The sequence below is a fragment of the Bacillus sp. 522_BSPC genome, assembly GCF_001076885.1.
GTDB lineage: Bacteria > Bacillota > Bacilli > Bacillales > Cytobacillaceae > Niallia > Niallia hominis.
This window is the reverse complement of record NZ_JVDT01000027.1, coordinates 1-24,590: the sequence shown is the minus strand read 5'-3', so window position 1 is coordinate 24,590 and position 24,590 is coordinate 1. Positions and strand designations below refer to the sequence as shown.

The following is a 24,590-nucleotide window of genomic DNA, read 5'->3' as shown; positions in this document are numbered from 1 at the left end:
AGAGATTGTTCGTCTTTAAAGATTAGTTATTTAGATTTGTCCCAACCTCTTATAAAAACATACAAAAATGAGACTATACACACTGCATTCAGTAATGTGTATAGTCTCAACTTGCTTAATAAGTGGATGATCTCTCTATCTAATAGTTCATTCCATCTATTTTTGTTCTACGGGTTTCTTTAATAATCCTAACAATAACGCAGATACAACAGCACCGATTACAATTGCTAGTAGGTATAACATCGGATTTCCATCAACCAATCCAACAACAAAAATACCGCCATGTGGTGCTCTTAGTCCAATATTAAATAGCATGGATAGCCCGCCTGTTACTGCTGCTCCAATTGCTACAGATGGAATAACACGCAATGGATCTGCTGCAGCAAATGGAATGGCACCTTCTGTAATGAACGATAATCCCATAATAAAGTTTGTTAAGCCTGCATCTTTTTCTTGTTTCGTAAATTTCTTTTTAAATAAAACAGTTGCTAACGCAATTGCAAGTGGAGGAACCATACCTCCAGCCATGATTGCAGCCATTGGTTCAAAAACACCATTAGCAATAAGACCTGTACCAAAGACATATGCTGATTTATTGATTGGCCCTCCCATATCTATAGCCATCATTGCACCTAATATAATTCCAAGGAGAACAGCATTTCCTGTACCAAGATTTGATAACCAGTTAGTCATCCCTGTATTGATTGCTGAAACTGGCTCCATGATAACGTAATTCATGATAAGACCGGTAAAGAAAATTCCTAATAATGGATAGAGTAAAATCGTTTTTATACCTTCTAATGATCTTGGAAGAACTTCTAATAATTTTTTCAGACCAATTACTATATAACCAGCTAAGAAACCACCGATTAAGCCACCAAGGAATCCGGCACCACCTTGTGCTGCCATAAAGCCGGCAACCATACCTGGTGCAAAGCCTGGGCGATCAGCAATACTCATTGCAATAAACCCTGCAAGAACTGGTACTAATAAGGCAAAAGCATTATCGCCACCAATGTACTTAATAACCGCTGCAAACGCATTATAGCTTGGATCATTTGGATCAGCTGAGTTATAACCGAACATAAAAGATATAGCGATTAGAATCCCGCCTCCAACAACGAATGGTAACATATTTGATACACCACTCATTAGATGTTTATAAATTTGGCCTCCAATCCCTTTTTTTCCTTCCTCTTTTCCTTCGCTAGAGCTACCAGAACCACCTTGATAAACTGGAGCTTGCTTTTTCAAAGCTCGATTAATTAATTCTTCTGGTTTACGGATACCATCTGCAACAGGGGTTTCAAGCACATGTTTTCCATTAAAACGCTCCATTTGTACTTTTGTATCTGCCGCCACAATTACGGCTGTTGCATTTTCAATTTCTTCTGCTGTCAGAACGTTTTTCGCTCCGCCAGATCCATTTGTTTCAACCTTAATGTCTACACCCATTTCAGCAGCTTTCGCTTTTAATGAATCGGCTGCCATATAAGTATGAGCAATACCAGTAGGACAAGCAGTTACTGCAACTATGAAATTCTTTTTATCTGCTATATTTTCCTCTTGTGATTCTTCCTCGACATCATAGCTATCAATAACTGCAAGAACATCCTGTTTAGAAGCAGCATTTAACAGCTTCGAACGAACTTCTTCTTTTAGCAATAAAGTTGATAGTCTTGATAATGCCTCCAAATGTGTATTATTTGCCCCGTCTGGTGCTGCAATCATAAAGAATAGATTGGCAGGCTGCCCATCTAGTGACTCATAATCAACCCCACTAGTAGATCGACCAAATGCAATAGCAGGAGATTTTACTGCACTTGTTTTTGCATGAGGAATGGCAATCCCTTCCCCAATACCTGTTGTACTTTGCTCTTCCCTTTTTAAAATAGCCTCTTTATACGTTTCTTTATCTATTAACTTTCCTGCTGAATAAAGAATATCGACTAGTTGATTGATTGCATCAATCTTTCCATTTCCTTCAATATTTAAAAGGATAGTTTCTTGCGTTAATAATTCGGTAATTTTCATCCCATAACGCTCCTTTTTCATTAATTTTCTATTTCAACCTTACTATTTTGTTAAATGAATTCCGTTTTATGCTTGTAGTTGGACTTGTGGAAGGAGACTCTCTACCTTCTCCTTTGTACATAATCCTATCGAAAATGCTGTAGCACTTCCTGAAGCAATGCTATAGCGGAAGGATTCTTTCATATCCTGTGTCTCTACATATTTAGCAAGAAATCCTGCTACCATACTATCTCCTGCACCAACAGAGCTTTGCACTTCTCCTTTTGGTACTGTACTAATTAGTTCTTCATGTTGGCTAATTAATATAGCTCCTTCGCCCGCTAAGGAAACAATTACATTTTGTGCACCCATTTCTACTAATTTTTTTCCATATGGGATTGCTTCTTGCGCATTCGTAATCGTTGTTCCAAACAAATCACCTAGCTCATGATGATTAGGCTTTATTAAAAATGGATGATACGGCAAGACTGCTTTTAGTAGCTCCCCTTCTGCATCGACAACAAATGAAACATTGTTTTCATGACAAATTTTCACAAGCTCCTCATAAGTTGTTTTCGGTAAGGTTGATGGAACGCTTCCTGCTAATACGAGTAAATCTTCTGAAGTTAAAGAAGCAATCTTATCCTTTAACGCTTGGAATTTTTCTGCAGAGATTGTTGGTCCACTTGCATTTAATTCTGTTTCCGTATCTGCTTTTAATTTCACATTGATACGTGTATCTTCTTCGACTTTCACAAAATCAGTGTCAATCTTTTCGGCAAGTAATTGCGTTTCAATGAAACTACCCGTAAAACCGCCAACAAAACCTAACGCTTTACTTTGCACGCCCATTCTTTTTAATACTTTGGAAACATTAATCCCTTTTCCACCTGCAAATTTACTTGTTTTTTCTAATCGATTAAGCTCTCCTAAATGCACTTCTTTAACTTCGATAATATAATCGACAGAAGGATTTAAGGTTAGGGTATAAATCATTCTTTCACAACCTTTATACTAGTTTTCCTTGAATATAAATCGTTTACTTCATCATCAAGGGAGTTTGTAATAATAGAAGCCTCATGCAAATTCGCTATTTTAGAAAAATAGACTTCTGAAAACTTACTGTCATCTGCGAGAAAGAATGCTTCTCTGGATAATGATAAAGCCTTGCTTTTCACCATGGCTTCCTCTTGGTCAGGTGTAGTATACCCATATTCAGGATGAATACCATTAACACCCATGAAGCATTTATCAAAACGGTAATGATCAAGACTAAGTATGGCACCACGACCCACTAATGCATTTGTCTTTTCTTTTACATACCCTCCCGTTAGGAAGGTTTGAATGCGAGCTTCTAGTAAGCTGGACAAATGCATAAGACCGTTTGTCACAACTACAATATCGCGATTTTTTAAAAATGGTAGCATTTCTGTAATGGTCGATCCTGCATCCAAATAAATGCTATCGCCATCCTCTACGAGATTTGCTGCAAAAGCTGCGATCATTTTCTTCTCTTGAACGTTTTTGAACGCTTTTTCACTCATGCTAGGCTCTTTTATTTTTCCTTGAAGCCTTGCAGCGCCACCATGTACTCTTTTTAAAAAACCTTCTTGCTCTAATTGTGTTAAATCTCGTCTAATTGTTGATTCAGATGTATTAGTAATATCTATTAACTCTTGTATTTTCACAACACTATGCTGTTTAAGCAATTGTACAATTAATTCATGCCTTTCAGGTGTTAACAAGATTATCACACTCCCTCTTCGGGTTGTCTTTCCTCTAACAACATCATAATGTAAACGATTTCGCATTTCAAGCATTTTCTTTCAAAAACAATCAAATATTATCATATTTTTGACGTTTTGTGAACGTTTTTAGTATAATCAGAATTTTCATTCAGGAAATCACAGTATAATTACCTGTATATTACCCGAATCTAGCATATTTAATTAACAATTATTAAATGTTTATGGTATCCTTTGTTCTGGTACTAAATTAATATTAATAAATGAAAAGGAATGAAAGTATGAAAAAAATCCCCTACTTCTATTTAGAATTGGTTAAAATTCTATTTTCAGCCGTACTCTTATTTGCACTATTTGGAACGGTTAATGATATGATCATAAAGCTTATTACTGGCTATTCTTATCCTAATGTTCATTTCTTGGAGAACAAACAGTCCCTTACTGGATTATTTATCTTACAATACATCGGATTTGCGTTAATTTATTTTGTTATTTATAAAAATGGCCTTTCCCTTATCAGTTTTAATAAAGGAATACAACGAAAAAAACTTCCACATGTATGGTCTAAATATTTTATAATTTTCGGAGCGGCTTTTATCCTATTATTTTATCTCGTACTTCTCCTAACCTAAATTATTTTAATAGAAAGTAATTGCGTAAAGATGGATTGTATGATACTATCAAATCAATATATAGTTGATAATCAACAAAATCTTACTATATATAGTTAATATAACAACTCTCAATATCCAATGTCTCTTTTTCGCTTCTTAAGAAGCGACTTTTTTTTGAAAGACATTTACATTTGTCGTAGAGAATGACAAATTCGTTTCATAGAATAGTTACGAAAAAATTTAATATGCCACAAGTTTTGGTGTCCTTATAAGGACTTAATAGGGAATTCGGTGCGAAGCCGAAGCTGTACCCGCAACTGTATGTGATACGAACTAAGAAAACCACTGAGAATATTCTTCTCGGGAAGGTCTTAGTGTAGGATAATTCACTAGCCAGGAGACCTGCCAAACACTTGTGTTTCATTACTCCGGGACTTTGAGATGATGAAACGATGGTATAAACTTAACCCCATACACACTTTTGGGATAGCTTTATGCCATCGTTTGATCCACTCAACAAGTTGAGTGGCTTTTTTTATTGGCTTTTTCTACCCTGTTGTGGAGAAATAAATAGATATCTATGCATTTCTCGCATATTCCCAAAGCAACAAAAAATGTAGAAAGTAGCTTCTAAAATTAATTACTAGGGGGTTTACTATGAAAACAATAGAAAATGATACACTTTTCCTTTTTGATGAACTAGAAAAAGACTATCACCATTTAGATTTCCAACCGCTTAAAACTCGAGCAAAACAATATGTAGAGAATAAGCATGAAATAAAGGAAGAAGAATTTATTCATCAACTTATTCTGGAAGCATTAAGCTATATGGATGAAAATTCCCCAGATTGGACTTATGTTGCTGCTCGCTTACTATTAAATGACCTATATAGACAAGGAAAGGAAAACCGTCATTCTACCAACCAAAATGCATACGAAAATTTTTACCATTTAATTGATACTTTAACCAAAAAAGGAATCTATCATCCTTCTATCCTTGATACATATACAAAAGAGGATATCACAGAGCTTGAATCAGTTATTCAACAGAAAAACGATTATTTATTTACGTATATCGGACTTCGGATGCTCTCTGATCGCTATCTAGCTCGTGATCATCAAAAACAAGTTTTCGAATTACCACAAGAGCGTTTTATGATTATTAGTATGCACTTAATGAAAAATGAACCAAAAAAGAGCCGATTAACACTGGTAAAAGAAGCTTACTGGGCACTAAGCAATCTTTATATGACCGTAGCTACTCCTACTCTATCTAATGCTGGGAAAAACTGGGGTCAATTGTCAAGCTGCTTTATCGATACAATTGATGACTCTTTACAATCTATCTATGATAGCAATACAGATATTGCAAATCTATCAAAAAACGGTGGAGGAATTGGTGTTTATCTCGGAAAAATAAGAAGTCGCGGTAGTGCTATAAAAGGATTTAGAGGTGCATCATCTGGTGTTATCCCATGGATGAAGCAGCTAAACAATACAGCTGTCAGTGTCGACCAGCTCGGGCAACGCAAAGGTGCTATAAGCGTCTATTTAGATGTTTGGCACAAAGATATCTTTTCCTTCCTAGATAGTAAACTAAATAATGGCGATGAGCGATATCGCACACATGACCTATTCACAGGAATCTGCATCCCTGATTTATTTATGGAAAAAGTAGAGAAACGGGAAGATTGGTATTTATTTGACCCTCATGAAGTAAGAACAGTAATGGGATATAATTTGGAGGATTTCTTTGATGAAGAAATGGGAAAAGGTTCATTCCGGGCAAAATATGAAGAATGTGTAAACCATCCTGATTTATCAAAGGAAATTGTTCCAGCAATTAATATTATGAAAAGTATATTAAGAAGTCAATTAGAAACTGGTACTCCCTTTATGTTTTATCGAGATGAAGTAAATCGCAAAAATCCAAATAGCCATTTAGGTATGGTTTATTGTACAAATCTTTGCACAGAAATTGTTCAAAATCAAAGTCCTACAATAGTAACAGAGCAAAAATATGAAGATGGCAGAATTATTATTGAAAAAACCCCAGGAGATTTTGTAGTCTGCAATCTTTCTTCTATAAATCTAGCAAAATCTGTTACCGCTGATGTTCTAGAACGATTAATTCCCATTCAAGTACGAATGCTTGATAACGTCATTGATTTAAATACTATTCCTGTTATCCAAGGACAGTTTACAAATCAAAAATATCGTGCTATTGGTCTTGGAACCTTTGGATGGCATCACTTACTTGCATTAAAGCAAATTAAATGGGAATCAGATGAAGCTGTATCCTATGCAGACGATTTATATGAAAAAATTAGCTATTTAACTATTTCCGCAAGCGCAGAATTAGCAAAGGAAAAAGGTTTGTATCCTGTTTTTCAAGGTTCCGATTGGGAAACTGGAGCTTATTTTACAAAAAGAGGTTATGATGCAGTAGAAAGTAAATACGATTGGGGAGCATTAAAAAGAACTGTCCACGATAGCGGATTACGCAATGGCTATTTATTAGCTGTAGCACCAAACGCATCCACTGCTTTAATCGCTGGAAGCACGCCAAGCATTGATCCAATATTCAAAAAACAATATTCAGAAGAGAAAAAAGATTATAAAATTCCTGTTACAGCACCAGATCTAAATAAGGATACAACATGGTTTTATAAATCTGCCTATTTGATTGATCAACATTGGAGTATTAAACAAACAGCTAAACGTCAAAAACATATTGATCAAGCAATATCTTTTAATCTATATGTCCAAAATACGATTAAAGCAAAAGAGTTACTAGATTTACATGTAGCAGCTTGGAAAAACGGTTTAAAAACAACCTATTATTTAAGATCTACTTCCTCTGAAGTAGAAGATTGCGATTCTTGCTCTAGCTGATTACTGTATGATAAGGAGGAAAATAAAATGGAAGAAGTCGTTAAAAAAAGACCCATTATGAATAAACAAGCACCAAATAAATCAACAGCCATTATTAATGGAGAATGCTCCAATATATTAAACTGGGATGATGTTCGCTATCAATGGGCGTTCCCGAAATACAAAAAAATGCTTGCTAATTTTTGGACACCGTTTGAAATTAATATGAGTCAAGATATGAAGCAATTCCCTGAACTATCTGACGATGAACAGGATGCATTTTTAAAGATTATTGGCTTATTAGCTTTATTAGACAGTATCCAAACAGATTATGCAGGGAAAGTAGCAGATTATTTAACAGATTCAAGCGTATCTGCTTTAATGATTATTTTGGCACAACAGGAAGTTATTCATAATCATTCCTATTCATATGTTCTATCTAGTTTAGTTCCAATGGAAAAGCAAGAGGAAGTGTTTGAATTTTGGCGAACAGAGCCAATCCTTGAAAAAAGAAATGAGTTTGTAACAAATGGATATGCTTATTTTGCAGAAAATCCAACTCCTAATAACCTATTAAAATCGATGGTATATGATGTAGTTTTAGAAGGTTTATTTTTCTATTCAGGATTTGCTTTTTTCTACCACCTAGCAAGAAATCAAAAGATGGTAGCAACTAGCACGATGATTAACTATATTAATCGTGATGAACAAATTCATGTTGATTTGTTTGTAAAAATATTCAAAGAAGTTCTAAACCAATATCCAGAATATAACAACGAAGAACTCGCCTCTTTCGTGGAGGATACGATGAAGGAAGCTGCAGAATTAGAAATTGAGTGGGCAAGATATATTATCGGCAATAAAATCGATGGAATTCTTCTGCAAGATGTAGAAGATTATATAAAGTTTTATGCGAATGTAAGAGCTAATCAGCTTGGATTTAATCGCCCATTTGAAGGTTATCGCAAAAATCCATTACGCTGGATCAAAGCATACGAAGATGTAGATTTAGGAAAATCGGATTTCTTTGAACAGAAATCACGTCAATATGTAAAAGTCAACCATGTAGACAACGGATTTGACGAGCTATAAACTAAAAATTAAAAGGAGCAACTGTCACTGTTGCTCCTTTTAATCATTTCCTGCACTCTTTGTATTTCATTCAACTAATTCTAACTTTATATATTTGTATTAGATAAATACCTTTTTAGCTCTTTGCTGTTTTTTTTCGAAATAATCTTCTTTTGTCATACAATAATAGACGCTCGTGATGATTTGATTGTTAAAAAGCTTATAGCGATCTTTTTTCTGAAAACGATATTGAAAACCACATTTTTCATTAACTCGTTTTGACTTTTTATTAAAATCAAAATGTCCACACCAGATCAAATCCAATTGCAATTGTTCAAATCCAAAAACTAAAAGATGATTAACCGCTTCTGGTACAATCCCTCTACCCCAATAGGCTGGATTTAAGGCAAACCCAACTTCACGCTGTGCTAAATGAGAAAGCCTAACATCCGGTGTACGCTTATGAAACCCAATACTGCCAATCGCTTTATTTTCCTCTTTCCAAACGATAGCATACGAATTATTATTTTGTAAAAAATAGCGAATTACATCTTTGCTTTCTTGCTCGCTTTTATGGGGAGCCCAACCTGCAAACGGACCAACATCTTCCCTTTTTGCATATTCATATAAATCTTTGTAATCCGATTCTTGCCACCTTCTTAGCAGCAATCTTTCTGTTTCAAATACGCCCATCGAAATTCACCACCATAAATGTTAAAATCTTCTCATGAATAATTTATCGTAAAGCTAGTCTTTCGTAGATATCTTGTAAAGTACGACATCCTAATTTTTGTGCCCTTTCTAAATAATGACACCATAGAATAGCAGTTAATTTAGCATCACCCAATGCATGATGACGATCGATTACTGGAATATCACTAAATGTACACCAGTCCTCCAATGTTAATATCTTTATGTTTGGTTCAACAATTTTAAATAAAAAGGCCGTATCTACAATTCGATGCTTAAAAGGCGTTTTGAAACTTTTCCAGCATGCAGATTGCATAAAGCTTTTCTCATGCGAGGAGTGATGGGCTACAAGGGTATCCTCGTCTATGAATTCAAAAAATTGTACAAGTACATCGGATAAGGGCGGGGCATCCTGCAAATCATTGGTTTGAATTCCTGTTAGGCGACTAATTTCTTCTGGTATTTCAACACCCGCATTCACTAATGTATAAAATTGTTCCTCTAGGATCTGACACCCTTGCACTTTAACTGCACCAATTGAAATAATTTGATCCCCTTTATCGGGTAAAAAACCCGTTGTTTCTATATCAAAAACAACAGCTTTTAAATTATCTAATGGCAATCTGGAAGCAACTTCAACTTTTAAATCTTTCTGAAGCTGGCGCATAAAAGCGATTTGCTGTGAATTACTTCCACTCGAGGTAGCATGCAATACACTCGAATTGACTTTTCCGTATAAATCTCTCATGTATTGAAGAAATGATTCTACTCCCATGTTAACACCCTTTTTCCATTATCCTTTGTACTTGTTGATATAATTTGATACCATTTCGCATTAACGTTTTTATTTCTTGCCTCTGTTCTTTCGATAACTGTTTGATATTCAAATAATGAACGTCTTCATATGTTTTTGCTTCTTTAAATAAAATGATTCGATATTCTAATATTCTATTAAATGAATATTCATAGGCTTTTAACCATTCGTCATATTTCTTTATCTCTCGCAAAGACCTTATTCGTTCTATTGTAGATGTTTCTTGAATTCTCTCTCGAATGGAAAGAAGTCGAATTGAATTTACATACGGCAAATACATGGTATGTTTTAAATGAATGGAGCCTTTGTGACTTCCAGATCTTTCAACGAAAAATTGGCCAAATATTCCTACCCCTTTTTTTATCCGCATCACATTATTCATAAATCTTTTTAAAAGGGCTGGATGCATAACACAATACTGATGTATATAGTTTCTTAATTCCTGAACATATTCTTGGTCTCCAAAAATTTTTCTGCTGTCATAAAAAATTTGCAAAAATCTAATCGATTCCCAGTTTTCTTTTACCAACCATTGATGTAATTGTTGTTTCCACTCTTCTAAAGATTTACACCATGTTGAATTACTGCTCATGACATTTCCTTCACAGTATGGATATCCTATCTCATCCAAAGCATCACTAATCCATTTTCCGAGTTTCATAAAATATTGATTGCAGGTTATTTCTGTTTTCTCATAAATAATCCCATGATCTTGATCGCTTAAAATCCCCTGTTCCTTTCTACCAGCACTTCCTGTTACAAACCATACAAAGGAGCACGGAGGTTCTCCATTTGTTTTAATATATTCAGAGAGGATATATTGAAATAAACAATTAAATATTCCATCATGAAATTTATTTAATTCCTTGCTATTATACCTATTTGTTTTTAAAAAAACTTCCTTTTCCTTTTTTAGCTCAGTTAATCGTCTATTTTCAGAGCACATCCATGCACTTCCTTTGGTAAAAGATATTCATAGTATATTTACATTCAATTTATATTTATGTCTATCTTATCATGTTATCTTTATCCCTGACTCTTTTCATAAAGAGAAACTTTCATAAAAGGATATTTCCGTCATTCACAAATCACCATACACTATTACCTATAAAACGTATTCAAGCTGTGAACCTTATTTTCAAAATGGATTTATGGATAAACTTTAACAACTAAACAAATAAGCAATGCCCTATAGTTTAAAAAAAGATAAAAGCCCCACTTTTCAGCGAGACTCCTATCCTAGTAGGTTCAGTAGCATTATCCTTAAAAAGGGCTATTAACCATTACTTATAAGCTTTTTGTTTCTTCTTTTGATAAGAAAGTTTCAGGGTAACCATATGAACCATGTTCACTGATATCTAAGCCCATGATTTCTTCCTCTTCTGTTACACGTAGTCCGCTGACTTTCTTGATAACAAATAGGATGACATAGCTTACTGCAAAAGCGAAAAGTCCACAAGTTATTACACCAAGTGCTTGAATACCTAATTGCCCAAATCCTCCACCGTAGAAGAGACCAGCTTTACCTACGCCAGTATACTCAGCTAACTCTGCTGTCGCAAATAAACCATTTGATAACGTACCCCAAATCCCTGCTGTTCCGTGTACAGATAAGGCAAAGATTGGATCGTCAATTTTTCTACTTTCAAAGAAACGAGCACTGTAAAATACAAGAACTCCAGCAATTAAACCAATAACAACTGCTGCCCATGGTTCTACGAACGCACAAGACGCTGTAATTGCAACAAGACCAGCTAATGCCCCATTTAGCATTGTTGTGATATCAGATTTACCTAACACAATCCAAGAAATTAACAATGCTGCAACTGCACCAGCTGCTGCTGCTAAGTTTGTGTTTAATGCAACATATCCGAAAAATCCATCTGAAACAGAAACAGTACTACCAGCGTTAAATCCAAACCAACCTACCCAAAGAATCAATACACTAAGCGCAGTATAAACTTGGTTATGTCCGAATATTGGGTTAGCAGAACCATCTGGATTATATTTACCAATACGTGGTTTTAATAGCATTGTTGCAGCTAATGCAGCCGCAGCACCAGTTAAGTGAACAACCGTTGATCCAGCAAAGTCTTGTTTGCCGTGCGTTGCTAACCAGCCGCCACCCCAAATCCAGTGTGCAATGATTGGATAAACCAAAATACCAAATAATATAGAGAAAATTAGATATACAGATAATTTCGCACGCTCTGCAAATCCTCCTAGAGCAATCGTTAAGGAAATTCCAGCAAAAGCTAGTTGGAAGACAAAGAATACGGTAGTTTGTAACCCAGCATCCTCAACTTGCCCTCCTCCATAGAAAAAGTCGCTCATCCCTACAAAGAAATTTGCATTATCTCCAAAAATGAATCCGTAACCTACAGCCCAGAATACTAATGAGGCAATTCCAAAAGTAAAGATTGTTTTTCCTGCGATATGTCCCGCATTTTTCATTCTTGTGGAACCTGCTTCTAATAATATAAATCCACCAAGCATAAAAATAACTAAAATTGCAGCAACCATTGTCCACAAGCTGTTCATCAAAAACTCTAAATTTTCCATTAAGATTCCTTCCCCCTTTATGTATATATACTTACCATCAAGTGTCACATAATCTAACACTCTAATAACTTTATTTTACCTATATTAAATTTTCTGTCAATAAGAATTTGAAAATTAATTTTCTTAAAAATTAAAATATTATAACTAGTTTCATTTTATTCTACATTTTTTTGATTTTCCAATATAATTTTATGTATTTTTCACCCTATTTTAGTAAGCGTTATCATAATAACAAGTTAAACGGGCACGATTCTTCTCATTTTCCCCACTACTAATCCCGTCCTCTATAAATGTAAAAAAAGCTGACAAGAAGTCAGCTTTTCATTCGTATATTAGCAAATAAAAGTTGCACCAACGATAATTAATAAGATAAATAATACAACGATTAGCGCGAATCCGCCGCCATATCCAACACCAGCGCCATATCCGCAACCATAACCATATCCACCATAACCGTACATATATACATCTCCCTTTCTCATTTTTGTAGTATATTAACCATTTCTATAACTGGTTAACGAGGAAGGAGCCTCTATATTTTTTCTTAACTAGCTCCTCTTACAAAATTATTGTATGCAAGGATATATATTTGGGTTGGGTGAATGTCTATTTTTCCGCAAAAAACCTGCATTTGAATGAAAGCTTCCACCAAAATACAGCTACTCTTGGTCAGTAACCACTTTCTTTAGTCGCTTTGTTTGCTCATAGGGATTATCTGCCATGCTAATTTCCGAAATAATTGCAACTCCATCTGCTCCTGCTTTAATTACAGGATATGCATTATCGATCGTAATCCCGCCAATTCCTACTATTGGTATTCGAAGATTTAGTTGTTTAACTTTTTCGATAAGGGATGTTCCTTGCACTTCCTTCGCATCTTTTTTTGTGCTTGTTGCATAAATGGGACCAATGCCGATATAATCAGCTCCTGCCTCCATTGCCAGCTTTATTTCCTCTATTGAATGAGCAGATACACCTAATACCTTATTACCGATCCATTCTCGAACCTTTATTGCATTCTCATCCTCCTGGCCAATATGCACTCCATCTGCATCTAATGCTATCGCGAGTTCAATATCATCATTGACTAGAAATGGAACATTATAATGATTACATAATTTTTGCATTCTTTTTGCAAGTTGAAATTTTGCTTCTCCTTCTAATGCATCGCTTCCTTTCTCTCTAAATTGGAACACCGTAATGCCGCCCTTTAATGCTTCTTCTAGTACATAATCAGGAGCTAAGCTGCTGTTATTGCTTCCCATAATAAAATACACTTTTAGCAATTCTTTTATTTTTTCACTTGTATATATTGTCATATTTCCTCCGAATAGCTATTTGTGCCTACCTTTTACTTTCTTGGTAAGCCCAATGATTTGTCGGACCATGTCCGCTTCCTATATGAAGATCCATTTTAATTGCTTGGTGAATAAAATCTTTTCCTAATTGAAAGGCATCCTTAACTGAATAACCATTTGCAAGAGCTGCTGTTATTGCAGCAGAAAAAGTACAGCCGGTTCCATGCGTGTTTTTAGTTGGAATTCTTTTGGCCAACAAACTTGAAAAGCAAGTTCCATCATAGAGTAAATCAACAGACTCCTTTTCCTTTCCATGTCCCCCTTTAATAATGACATTGGAAACTCCCAACGCTGATAATCTTTTCGCTGCTTCTTTCCTATCCTCCATATTTTGAATATTCAATCCAGTCAATTCCTCGGCTTCTGGTATATTCGGAGTCAATACTGTAGCTATTGGTAGAAGCTTTTTTTTCATGGCATCTATTGCTACTTTTTGAAGTAAATTAGCACCACCTTTAGCAATCATTACAGGATCTACCACCAAATTCTCCCACTTGTATTGCTTTATTTTATCTGCTACTAATTCGATAATTTCACTATTAAACAGCATCCCTGTTTTTAAAGCATCTGGCTTTAAATCAACAGCTATGCATTCTATTTGTTGTTCAATCGCCTCCAATGACATTGGATACACTCCATCTACCCCCAGTGTATTTTGTGCTGTTACAGCTGTAATAGCACTCATTCCAAACACTTTAAGCTCTTGAAATGTTTTTAAATCGGCCTGAATCCCAGCTCCTCCTCCACTATCAGATCCTGCGATTGTTAATGCTTTTGCAGTAGTCATTGATGTGCCTCCTCTTCTATTTCCACTTTCATCCATTTCTTTACATCAGCTTCGTTAATTTTCGCTAATCGATTTAATAATTCCATTTGAAAACTTCCTGGACCATCCTCTTTCGTTTTTTCAAAGGCAAGTTCTGCAGCGATCCCATATGTAACTAAAGCAGCTGTAGAAGATAGTAATATATCTCCTTCCACAGCAATAAAGGCTCCGAGAATGGCTGAAAGTAAGCAGCCAGTTCCTGTAACTTTTGTCAACATCTCATGACCGTTACCAACGAGAGTAAGTTTCCCGTTAACGGATACGACATCTTGTTCACCCGTAATGACAACAGGTACTTGTAAAAGCTTTGATGCTTCTAACGCAATTTCACGATTATCATGTACATTTACAGAGTCAACACCTCTCACTTCCGCTTTTATCCCAGCAACATTAGCTATCTCTGCTGCATTGCCTCGAAGTAATGTAATATCTACTTCCTTCATAATGCGATGGACAGATTCTGTACGATACCTAGTTGCACCTGCTCCAACAGGATCCAGAATAACAGGTGTATTGGCGACATTTGCGGCCTTTCCGGCAATAATCATGCTCTCCACATTTCCAGCCGTTAATGTACCGATATTAAGTACAAGGGCATCTGCTACTGTTGCCATATCTGCAACTTCTTCCTTTGCATATGCCATTACTGGTGAAGCCCCTAATGCCAATAACCCATTTGCTGTAAAATTTGTAACTACTACATTCGTAATATTATGAATAAGTGGTATTTTATTTCTTACTCTTGTTATTACTATTGGAATCATTTCATATATTTCGTTCATCTAATAACTCATTCCCTTCTTGTTTCTTTATTAATAGTTTTATTTACTTCCTACTATTATCACTATATAAAATTATACATAGTAAAAAAGCCATAACTGACTGTAATGTAAAGCACGCGAAAAAATAGGAAGCTACGTGCTAATTTCAGCAATTATGACAAAAATAAAAACACTACGCCTAAGCAAAGTGTTCTTCTATACTAGACACCTCCCTACGCTGGCATTATCCAACAGGTTCATTCGGTCAATGGCAGAATAGCCATACTCTCAGCCTGTTTCAAACAAGCTCCCGATTCTTATTCAATTGATTTCATTTAAATTTTAGCGAAAATATTCGAATAATGCAAGAATTGTAGGCTAATAGTCTAATGCATATAAATAATCTTCCTCAGGTGCTACCGTTTTTTCAGCTTTATCCATTTTAATCACTGGAATCACTTGACCTTCATATTCCTTCTTATCCAATTTCCCTTTTAATGAAAACCATTGATCGCTTTGTAAACCACCAACATCTCCTTCTATCATATAGCCGTATATTCCAAGGTCAGCAATGCAATGTGTCATGACATATCTTGCAATGACCGCCTCCTTATCCGTAAAGGATTCCTGTCGATGAATGAAGCCGGTAATCGTGATTTCTTTTCCAATCATATTGTCCAAATTACTGTTAATCCTATCCATCGATTGCAGATAATTATCATCATCTATTATCATCATGTCTTCCTCCGCCTCAGAAATAGCTTGACTTACAGAAGACGTCTGTCCATGTTCGTATTGAACATTGGGAAGAATGCTCTTGTTAAACGACATATCTTGTAAGGTGAAAAACAAAAATAACGGACTAAAAAATAAGAAATAAGACAGTGCTAGGTTCATTAACGAAGCATTTTCATCACACACATCACAGTCACAATCTGCTCCCTTTAAATTGCTATTTAGCAAACGAAAAAAGCCGAGAAAAAATAACAAGAACATCGTGATATATAGAAACGGAACCATATTAGGCTCAACAAGTCGCGTCACATCACCTGTTACCAACAATTTAAAAATAAGGAGACTAAAGCCAATCAGCACAATCCCTTGCAGCTCATTCGCCAATTGCCATGTTGGACTCCATTTGATTTTCACCGCTTTTCCTCCTTATTTTGAATTAATCTAACATAAAATGAACTTCCTTAATAGAAGTTTTCGAACTTTCAGCAATAGATTCACTTAATTCTCTACCTTAAAAAGAAACAAGTCTCTTTTACCGAAGTTTAAGAGGGTGATAAAAAGAATCCTGATAATACAGATAGGATATATACAACAATCGTCACAATCAATATAAATAATAGGACAAACTTGATTCGAAAGGAAGCCATCATAACGAATGTATTTTTAAAATCGAGAATCGGTCCAAACACCAAAAAGCCGATAATTGCTTCAGGGGTAAACGTCCTTGAAAAGGAAGCTGCCACAAAAGCATCTGCTTCTGAGCATAAGGATAATACATATGCCAGACCCATCATAACTGCAGTTCCTTCAATCGATGATTCTCCTGCTTGCATAATATAGCTATCCTTTAAATATACTTGAGCTACACTCGCAAAAACTGCTCCGATAATAAAATATTTGCCAATTGTAAAGAATTCATGGCATGTATGATGCAGAATGCCTTTCCACTTCGAATCACCTTTATTCTCATTAACCGGAACCGATGACATTAAATCCTCTCGGTGTGTTTTTAATACCTTTTGCTTAGAAAAAAGCATGTAAATAATAAAACTTACTATGATGCTTGCTAAAACACAAATAATAAAACGCCCATATGCAATCGATATATTATTTTGGAAAGCATAGTATGTACTCCCAAAAACAATGAAGTTTAGAATCGGCGCCCCCATTAATAACACCACACCAATATGAACCGGAATACCTTTTTGGATCAGCCTGCGAACAACTGGGATGATCGCACATTCACACACTGGTGTAATTAATGCAGCAATTAATGCCACTATAATTGCTATAAACGGATTTTTAGGCATGATTCTTGCTATCGTTTCTTCCGAAATATAGAGATTGATAATAGAGGAAGCAATTGCCCCTAACAATAAAAACGGTAAAGCCTCCAGAAAAATCCCTAAAAAAAAGACAAAAATGGTTTTAATCTGATCTGGCATCTCAAAATTGATTTTATTTGCAACATATATATCTCCGAAAAAAAACAAATACATTAAAGCCATAAACAAGCCAAATATAAAAATATCCTTTAAACGAGTTGGGATGGACATAGTATGCTCCTTTTCTTACATCGGTCTACTATTACTTATTACATATCTATGCTTGTCCTAACCAATTATGCATACATACCATAAAAAGAGTGTAGGCTTATAAGGTTCCATAAGACTACACTCCATAGAATTAAATACTTACTTCTTTTGGTAATTTTTCTCCTATTATGATAATTTCTCCTTTTCTATTCGGAACATTTTCTGATACTTTTTGCCATTCCAATAGTCCTGATGCATATTGAAAGTGATACCATAATTGATTTTCACTATTTTTTATAGTGCCTTTAGCGCGCAGAAGTTTATCTTGATTGTTTTTTAAAAAATCTCTTAAATCCCTTTTGGTCATGGCAGTTGTTTGCACTAATTTTATCGCTTTAATATGATGGTGGTGGTGATGGTGGTGGTGGTGGTGATGAAATGAAATGGAATGTTCTTTATTGCTGTTTATTTGCTTTTTTTCTAAAAATTCTGTGACACCATTCCCATATTTACTATGTATCAACGGTGCATCTGCATTTATTTTTCTAATCCTTTTTTCTACTTTTTCGATTGCCTGTTTACTTGATAGTTGATCTATTTTATTTAAAACAAGCATTGTCCCATTTTCAATTTGTTCTTTCTGCAATTGTCTTACTTCTTTACTACTCGAAAAAACGCTTGTATATTCTATAAAGTGCAAACTATCAATCAAGCAAATACTTTCAGCAATATGAAAAACTTCTCTATAAGCCTTTTCATTAAATGTCTCCATTATTTCAGAAGGATTAGCTACACCTGTTCCTTCTAATAAAACGACTTCAATATTTTCCTTATATAAAGTCTCTGTTAAATCATCCAGGGTAGTTCTTAAATCATCTTTAATGGAGCAGCATACACACCCATTCAAAAGTTCATAGAGTGATTCATCATGAAATAGATGCCTTTCTATATTCGTTTCGCCAAGTTCATTCAAGATAATAGCATACTTCTTATTTTTCCCTTTAAAATACTCCATACATTTTAAAAGCGTTGTTGTTTTCCCACTGCCAAGAAATCCATTTATTAAATAAACGTTGATTTTTTTCATCATAAAACCTCCTGCTTATAGTGAAACGAACCATCAGTAAGGGGTGTCTTCCTCCACCCTGATGAATGGTTGAACCAATCGGACCTTTCAGGACAGTTGATCTTCCACTTATCTTCCTCCCATTCTCAATAGCAAAAGATGAAGGATTTACTGCCGTTTATGAGTGGGATAATGCTATCGCTACTTTATGCAAGAGGATATTTTATTATGACAAATTAATAGGTAAACTGATAAAGATTCCTTCTAAGCTGATCTGCCATTTCTGATAAATTTTTTGCCGAGCCTGAAATTTCTTCTATGGCAGCTAACTGTTCTTCTGTTAAAGATACAACTTCTTCAGACGATGTAGAATTTTCATATGCAATTTGTGCTAATTCGCCAGCTGTTACACTTACTTCTTTAAGCGTTTTAGCCATTTCATTTGATGTAGATGTAACATTTTGAATATGTGGTGTCATTTCATTCATACTAATAACTATTTCTTGAAACTTCGTATTTGATTCATCCGTTACTTTCATCCCTGTTTGTACAGCGTTAGACACCTCTGACATTCTATATACTGTATTTTCAGTCGTTTTTTGAACATCCTTAATCAGCTGAGAAATATTGCTTGCAAATTCACCTGACTGCTCAGCAAGTTTTCGAACTTCATTTGCCACAACTGCAAATCCTTTCCCTTTTTCCCCTGCTCTTGCTGCTTCTATTGCAGCATTTAAGGCTAACAGATTTGTTTGTTCTGAAATTGTCGTAATACTTTCCGTAATTTTTCCAATATGCTTTGACTGCTCCACTAATTCCTTAATCATTTTATTTGATTCTGCTACAGCCTCATTTATCACATCCATTTGTGCTAGTGTTGCCTGAATAGCATTTCCACCTGTATAAGCTTTCGTCAATGTTTCAGTAGATAGTTCTGAAACATTCTTACTATATTCAACGATTTTGTTCGTACCATTTAAGATGGATTCAATATCATCTGCATTATGCTCTATTCCTTTTGTCTGTCTTTCAGCTCCACTAGCAACTTGCTGAATGGTATTCGTTACATGTTCTGATGCAATCGTTACTTCATTGGCGCTTGCTGTTAACTGTTCTGCACTTGCTGCAACACTCTCCGAACTATTTTCGATATTTCGGAGAAGTTTTTGTAAGTTATCCTGCATATATTGAAAAGCAGTCGATAATTCGCCAATTTCATCTTTTGTCTCCATATGAATTGTTTTTGTTAGATCGCCATTGCTTACCATTGTAGCGTGACTCTTTAATTTTTTTATTGGTTTAATAATAGAGCGAACGATTATGACCATCATTATTCCACCAACAATAAGGGAAACAGCTAATATTACTGTAATCGCATACAAAAGGCCTTTTGTATGATTTGCAATTTCTGATTTTTCCAGTGTCCCAGCTAACTTCCAGCCTGTAAGCTTATTTGTTTGATAGACCATTTTTCTATTAACCTTATCTACTATATAATCCAATGTTCCAGATTCTTTTTTGTAAAGGGTTTCATAAAATATTTCCTTTACAATGTCTCCTTGCTTTTCTTCAGGGTGAACAATGAAACGTTTTTTCTGGTCAAGCAGTATAACATAACCTTCTTTGCCAAACTTTATATCACTTGCTAGTTCTGCTAAATAATCTAGATTCATCGTAACTGCTATAACCCCTGCGTTGTCCGCAATTGTTTTGCCAATTGTAATCACCATTTTTTTAGAAACGGGAGATAAATATGGATCCATAATAACCACTTGTCCTCCTTGATTTACAGCGGATTTATACCAATCTCTTAATCTTGGATCCATCTGATCGTCCAATTCTTCTGTAGACTTCTGAATAAGTTTTCCATCATTTGTTGCAATATAAATGCTCGAAACCTCTGGATGAACTTTAATGTATTGCTCTATAGTGGTCTGCAGACTAGCTGGTTTTTTCTCCATTGCTTCTTTTGTTATCGTTTCTGACAGTGCAGAAACATCATATACTTTTTGTGACATTAAATTAGTTATAGATGTATCTAACACATTTAAATTAGTGCTTGCATTGTTTATAAAATCCTTTTCCATTTGATTATTTGCATATAGAAACGAAAATGCACCAATTAGGATACTTGGGATTAACAGCATTGCTAAAAAGGAAAAAACAAGCTTTTTCTTAATTGGTATTCCGATATTTTTTCGAAATGGAAATTTTCTCATACTAACCGCCCTCTCTTTGTATACGCATACATATAAACAAAAATAAATAGGTAAATCATTCCTCAGCTCTCTTATTTTACAATAGATAGGACATGATTCCTATGCCATAAGTCATATTTTCTACTTGTTACTCGTTAACAGTTTTTTCTTGCACAAATGTCAGGCTTATATTACAGTATAATTAAAATTTTTAAAATAAAGAGCAAGGAGAGATTTATGGAGAAACCGCCGATAAAAGTTGTGATAGGTGCAGGGGAATTTAGAAATAACCCTGGATGGATTCATACCCAAGAAGAAGAACTAAACCTTTTAGATGAATCAACCTGGCAACGTTTTGAACATTCATCCATTACGGCCATTTTAGCGGAACATGTATGGGAGCACTTAACCTTTGAACAAGGTGTTCAAGCTGCCTCCATTTGCTACCATTACTTAAAACATTCTGGTTATGTTCGTTGTGCAGTTCCAGATGGATTCTTCCCGGACGAGTCGTATCAGCAAATCGTGCAAATTGGTGGGCCAGGACCAAAGGAACATCCAGCAGCTAGCCATCAATTTGTCCATACCTATCATACATTGCGAAAAATGTTCGAACTAGCAGACTTTAAGGTTCACTTATTAGAGTATTGTGATGAAGACGGGATTTTTCACAAGAATGAGTGGTATGGAGAAGATGGTGTGATTTTCCGGTCAAAACAATTTGATCCAAGGAATCAAGGGGATAAATTAGCATTTCCCTCTCTCATTATAGATGCAGTGAAAAGATAAGAAAATTTACAATAATGACAGATAAAATACGCTTCCTTCCATCTTTTTGTCTAGTTTCTAGTTAATAGTGAGGAAGCATTTTTTTGAAAAAGCATATAAAAAGAACCACTAGGAAATTAGTGGTTGTCTTTGATTTAGATTTCTTTTAAGCTCGCTATATCTACTTCCGTCTGTTCTTCCATACCACCTACCAGATGAACAATTACAGTCGCATCTTCTTCTTTTATATCATCAATCCACACAGACACTCCGTTATACTGAACCTCTATTTCAGCTGATGAGGATAGTATTTGCTTCACTCTGTTAATATCCAAAATATCACCTACTTTCTTTGAAAGAACCTTCTTACATTCATATGTCATGAAGAAGATTGCGGTTCTAATTTTAATTAAAACCTTTTTTCATTATGTGAAAGTACTGACATTTTTATTCTGTTAATTTTGAATAGACCTAGTTGGCTTTTGAAATACTCTATTTTTTATAATGACTACCGTTCCTTTTCTCGATAACAATAAAACAAGTACTATCAGGAAGGCTAACTAACTTCTGCTCGATATCTGTCACTTTCACATCAGGCAAAAGATGCTCCTCATAGCCCTCTTGCAAGTAATGGCGAAACATCAGGATTTCGCCATTATTCCCGATCACATTTTGTATAGCCTCTTTATATTCACTTGGAGTAAAATAGCCAAACTGCTCTTGTACTTCATGGGGATAGGCTTCTTCTCCCCATGTATATGTATAGAGAAATTCCATTGCATCATTAACGAGGAGCTGAACAGTGTTTTCTTCTAATTGCTTGTATATGATATTTCTTCCTTTAAAATCCTTTACATATCGCTTAAAAAATTCGATGCCATCTGATTTTTTAAATTCTATTTGCCTTAATTCCTCTTTTGGCTCTGTCATAATCCCATCTCTGATAATGATTCTTCCGCCAGGCTTTAGCACATCGAATGCACTTTTAAGACTATGGATGATAACTTCTCGATTAAATTTTTTGCCATTATAGGGTATATAAGAATACATTTCATGGAGGATAGAAGAGTATATTATTGTATCTATACTATTAAGCTCAAACGATTCTTTTAATTGAAGCGCATCAGCTTGTTTCACCAACCAAGATTTCTTTTCTCTTCTTTTTCTTTTTTCTAATGCTTCGATAACATTTATTGAAATATCCATTCCGATAATTTCTGCATGTGGATGTTTTTCAGATAAAATATCTAACATTACCCCTCCGCCTGAACCTATGTCAAGCATTATATTACCAACTGCATAGTCAGCAATAAGCTTTTTATGATTTTCTGCATTGTTCATATCTGTAAGGTATTTTGTTTCATTTTGCAAGCGATCAAAACCATCTTTGCGAAAGCCAAAGAAATCATATAAAAGGATGATAGCACGTTCGTAAAGTGGCGATTTTTCTGCTTCTTGACAGAATTCAATTAATTTTTCGCCTGCCTTGGAATAAGTAAAAGTTACACAAATATTTTCATTTACAGTATTAAGTGGAATAATCGTTAATTCAACATGAGCATTTATACTCTGTCTTCCGACAATTAATTCTTCTAAAGTATGTTCTTTCAAATATGCCTCAATAATCCTCTTTTTATATAAATTTACAGTCTTTTTCCCTTTATAATCATAATAAATATTCTTCATAAAGGGTTCAAAGCTGATTTGTTTTATTGTTAATGGATTGGCTTTTTGATAAATGAGTAAGAAGATTTTTAAAAATTCTTCGAAAGCGAAATCATGAAGTGCAGACTCTACATACCACATATCTGTTTTATTAAAAAAAATTTGAAATAGCTCTTTAAGCTTCAGACTTGAGAACAATTGATCATACACTTGATCAAAGTTTTCTCCACGTTTTATTGCCGAATTTCTTAGTCTCTTTATTCTCTCCTTTAAAGAAAGCTCTTTTTCTCTTATGCCTCCTATAATAGAACGAATAACATCTTTAACTTCTTGATGAACATCACTCCAGATTTGTGGAGAAACTGCTTCAATTATACATTGATTTAACAAAAGATTAAAAAATTCCGTCGAATTTACTTTATTGTATTTATAGATATAGACAATTAAAGGTTCTAATTGGCAATAACGGACTTCTCCTCTAATAAATTGGCCAATAAGTCCGTGGGTATAAATAAGTGTAAAAATAAGTTCTTCTTTTTCCAGATCTCTTTCCTGTATTGACAGTTTCATTTTTTCCTCTGCGTAAATTTGTGCAGACCCTATATTATGTATCCCTAATTGAAATCCAAGTCGACTCCATTCTCTCCTTTTGGAGGGGGAACCACATTTAGCCACATCACTCCAAACCAAAACTTCTTCAAGGATTTGTTTCTCCCTCGTATGTACAATTGTACTGTTGTCTAAAATCACTAACGCTCTTTCAATATAGGACAATACTGGATGACTATCTATTTCTGACAGGGAATGGACTTGTTCGAGGTTAACATTCTTTTCCTTTGTAATATATAGATATTGCAGCCATCTATGGTTACGAAGTTCCTCTTTATCTCCCTTTTTTACTTTTTGAATGGATAGTAACGATTCAAGCATGGAAATCACTCCTATTGACGAATCTTTTTTCAAAACAACTTCAATTTACCTTTTAACAAAACGAAGAACAGCATTTTTAAATAGTTCTTGATTTTCAATATAAGCATGATGACCACCATCTATAACATAAATTTCTGCTTCTTTACAGTTAAAAGATAAATGATGATTTGGTCCCACCGCATCGTCGGACTCCCCTGCAATGATTAATATCGACTTTTGAATATCTCTTGTTACATTAGTAAAATCTTGAAAATATTCCTTGGTTGAAAAAATATATTTTTGGAAAAAAGGATTTAAGATCCTATTTCGTTATTTATTAACTTGGCTCTGTTAAAGTTTAATGTTGATATTTCTTATAAAACGAA

The 24,590-nt window shown here is 34.8% G+C and carries 22 protein-coding genes, 1 pseudogene and 2 riboswitches; of the genes and pseudogenes, 4 read left to right on the top strand and 19 right to left on the bottom strand.

The window, feature by feature from the left end:
- Positions 1-156 precede the first annotated feature (156 nt).
- The 3 genes from ADJ83_RS02335 to ADJ83_RS02325 form a co-directional block, all read right to left on the bottom strand.
- Positions 157-2,034: a PTS fructose transporter subunit IIABC gene (locus tag ADJ83_RS02335; protein WP_031536757.1), complete on the bottom strand. Its 1,878-nt coding sequence runs from the start codon at positions 2,032-2,034 to the stop codon at positions 157-159.
- 66 nt (positions 2,035-2,100) lie between these two features.
- Positions 2,101-3,009 carry a 1-phosphofructokinase gene (pfkB, locus tag ADJ83_RS02330; RefSeq protein ID WP_031536756.1) on the bottom strand — a complete coding sequence of 303 codons (909 nt, stop codon included), beginning with the start codon at positions 3,007-3,009 and terminating at the stop codon, positions 2,101-2,103.
- Positions 3,006-3,758 (bottom strand): DeoR/GlpR family DNA-binding transcription regulator, encoded by a 753-nt coding sequence (locus tag ADJ83_RS02325; protein ID WP_031536755.1) that lies wholly within the window; start codon positions 3,756-3,758, stop codon positions 3,006-3,008. The genes pfkB and ADJ83_RS02325 overlap by 4 nt, the downstream gene beginning before the upstream one ends.
- Positions 3,759-4,039: 281 nt before the next feature.
- Between ADJ83_RS02325 and ADJ83_RS02320 the strand changes: the two genes are divergently transcribed.
- From ADJ83_RS02320 to ADJ83_RS02310, 3 genes are all read left to right on the top strand, one after another.
- The gene (locus tag ADJ83_RS02320; RefSeq protein WP_031536754.1) at positions 4,040-4,390 is read left to right on the top strand and encodes a hypothetical protein; all 351 of its coding nucleotides are present in this window, start codon (positions 4,040-4,042) and stop codon (positions 4,388-4,390) included.
- Between the two features lie 223 nt (positions 4,391-4,613).
- Positions 4,614-4,797: riboswitch (cobalamin riboswitch) on the top strand.
- Positions 4,798-5,029: 232 nt separating this feature from the next.
- Entirely contained in the window at positions 5,030-7,267 is a 2,238-nt protein-coding gene (locus ADJ83_RS02315; RefSeq protein ID WP_031536753.1) for a ribonucleoside-diphosphate reductase subunit alpha, read from the top strand.
- A 27-nt stretch (positions 7,268-7,294) separates the two neighbouring features.
- On the top strand, positions 7,295-8,338 hold the full coding sequence (locus tag ADJ83_RS02310; RefSeq protein WP_031536752.1) for a ribonucleotide-diphosphate reductase subunit beta: 1,044 nt from the start codon (positions 7,295-7,297) through the stop codon (positions 8,336-8,338).
- Between the two features lie 99 nt (positions 8,339-8,437).
- Here the strand turns inward: ADJ83_RS02310 and ADJ83_RS02305 are convergent, their stop codons facing one another.
- The 13 genes and pseudogenes from ADJ83_RS02305 to ADJ83_RS26775 form a co-directional block, all read right to left on the bottom strand.
- The gene (locus tag ADJ83_RS02305) at positions 8,438-9,010 is read right to left on the bottom strand and encodes a GNAT family N-acetyltransferase (protein WP_048716696.1); all 573 of its coding nucleotides are present in this window, start codon (positions 9,008-9,010) and stop codon (positions 8,438-8,440) included.
- 43 nt (positions 9,011-9,053) lie between these two features.
- Complete coding sequence (locus tag ADJ83_RS02300) at positions 9,054-9,782, bottom strand: exonuclease domain-containing protein (RefSeq protein ID WP_031536750.1); 729 nt, start codon at positions 9,780-9,782, stop codon at positions 9,054-9,056.
- A 1-nt stretch (position 9,783) separates the two neighbouring features.
- Positions 9,784-10,767, bottom strand: a complete 984-nt coding sequence (locus tag ADJ83_RS02295) for a DUF294 nucleotidyltransferase-like domain-containing protein (RefSeq protein WP_031536749.1) — start codon at positions 10,765-10,767, stop codon at positions 9,784-9,786.
- Between the two features lie 341 nt (positions 10,768-11,108).
- Positions 11,109-12,383, bottom strand: coding sequence for an ammonium transporter (locus ADJ83_RS02290; protein WP_031536748.1), 1,275 nt, complete (start codon positions 12,381-12,383; stop codon positions 11,109-11,111).
- Between the two features lie 332 nt (positions 12,384-12,715).
- The gene (locus ADJ83_RS24715; protein ID WP_081836594.1) at positions 12,716-12,844 is read right to left on the bottom strand and encodes a YjcZ family sporulation protein; all 129 of its coding nucleotides are present in this window, start codon (positions 12,842-12,844) and stop codon (positions 12,716-12,718) included.
- 198 nt (positions 12,845-13,042) lie between these two features.
- Entirely contained in the window at positions 13,043-13,702 is a 660-nt protein-coding gene (gene thiE / locus ADJ83_RS02285; protein WP_031536747.1) for a thiamine phosphate synthase, read from the bottom strand.
- A 25-nt stretch (positions 13,703-13,727) separates the two neighbouring features.
- On the bottom strand, positions 13,728-14,528 hold the full coding sequence (gene thiD, locus ADJ83_RS02280) for a bifunctional hydroxymethylpyrimidine kinase/phosphomethylpyrimidine kinase (protein WP_031536746.1): 801 nt from the start codon (positions 14,526-14,528) through the stop codon (positions 13,728-13,730).
- The gene (gene thiM, locus ADJ83_RS02275; protein ID WP_031536745.1) at positions 14,525-15,349 is read right to left on the bottom strand and encodes a hydroxyethylthiazole kinase; all 825 of its coding nucleotides are present in this window, start codon (positions 15,347-15,349) and stop codon (positions 14,525-14,527) included. The genes thiD and thiM overlap by 4 nt, the downstream gene beginning before the upstream one ends.
- A 192-nt stretch (positions 15,350-15,541) precedes the next feature.
- Positions 15,542-15,652: riboswitch (TPP riboswitch) on the bottom strand.
- Between the two features lie 54 nt (positions 15,653-15,706).
- Positions 15,707-16,477: a TIGR03943 family putative permease subunit gene (locus tag ADJ83_RS02270; protein WP_031536744.1), complete on the bottom strand. Its 771-nt coding sequence runs from the start codon at positions 16,475-16,477 to the stop codon at positions 15,707-15,709.
- Between the two features lie 128 nt (positions 16,478-16,605).
- The gene (locus tag ADJ83_RS02265; RefSeq protein WP_031536743.1) at positions 16,606-17,619 is read right to left on the bottom strand and encodes a permease; all 1,014 of its coding nucleotides are present in this window, start codon (positions 17,617-17,619) and stop codon (positions 16,606-16,608) included.
- Between the two features lie 130 nt (positions 17,620-17,749).
- Positions 17,750-18,685 carry a GTP-binding protein gene (locus tag ADJ83_RS02260; protein WP_031536742.1) on the bottom strand — a complete coding sequence of 312 codons (936 nt, stop codon included), beginning with the start codon at positions 18,683-18,685 and terminating at the stop codon, positions 17,750-17,752.
- Between the two features lie 215 nt (positions 18,686-18,900).
- Positions 18,901-19,848, bottom strand: a complete 948-nt coding sequence (locus ADJ83_RS26780; RefSeq protein WP_414630329.1) for a methyl-accepting chemotaxis protein — start codon at positions 19,846-19,848, stop codon at positions 18,901-18,903.
- Positions 19,843-20,751 (bottom strand): annotated as a pseudogene (locus ADJ83_RS26775) (HAMP domain-containing protein); the annotation flags it as partial. The pseudogene ADJ83_RS26775 and the gene ADJ83_RS26780, both read right to left, overlap by 6 nt.
- 348 nt (positions 20,752-21,099) lie before the next feature.
- Here ADJ83_RS26775 and ADJ83_RS02250 point away from each other — a divergent pair.
- Positions 21,100-21,651, top strand: a complete 552-nt coding sequence (locus tag ADJ83_RS02250) for a class I SAM-dependent methyltransferase (protein ID WP_031536740.1) — start codon at positions 21,100-21,102, stop codon at positions 21,649-21,651.
- Positions 21,652-21,785: 134 nt separating this feature from the next.
- On the opposite strand, the gene ADJ83_RS02245 is transcribed toward ADJ83_RS02250, so the two are convergent.
- From ADJ83_RS02245 to ADJ83_RS26435, 3 genes are all read right to left on the bottom strand, one after another.
- Entirely contained in the window at positions 21,786-21,965 is a 180-nt protein-coding gene (locus tag ADJ83_RS02245) for an H-type small acid-soluble spore protein (RefSeq protein WP_031536739.1), read from the bottom strand.
- Positions 21,966-22,122: 157 nt separating this feature from the next.
- Entirely contained in the window at positions 22,123-24,225 is a 2,103-nt protein-coding gene (locus ADJ83_RS02240; RefSeq protein ID WP_031536738.1) for a class I SAM-dependent methyltransferase, read from the bottom strand.
- Positions 24,226-24,270: 45 nt separating this feature from the next.
- Positions 24,271-24,402 (bottom strand): hypothetical protein, encoded by a 132-nt coding sequence (locus ADJ83_RS26435; protein ID WP_269320377.1) that lies wholly within the window; start codon positions 24,400-24,402, stop codon positions 24,271-24,273.
- Positions 24,403-24,590 lie beyond the last annotated feature (188 nt).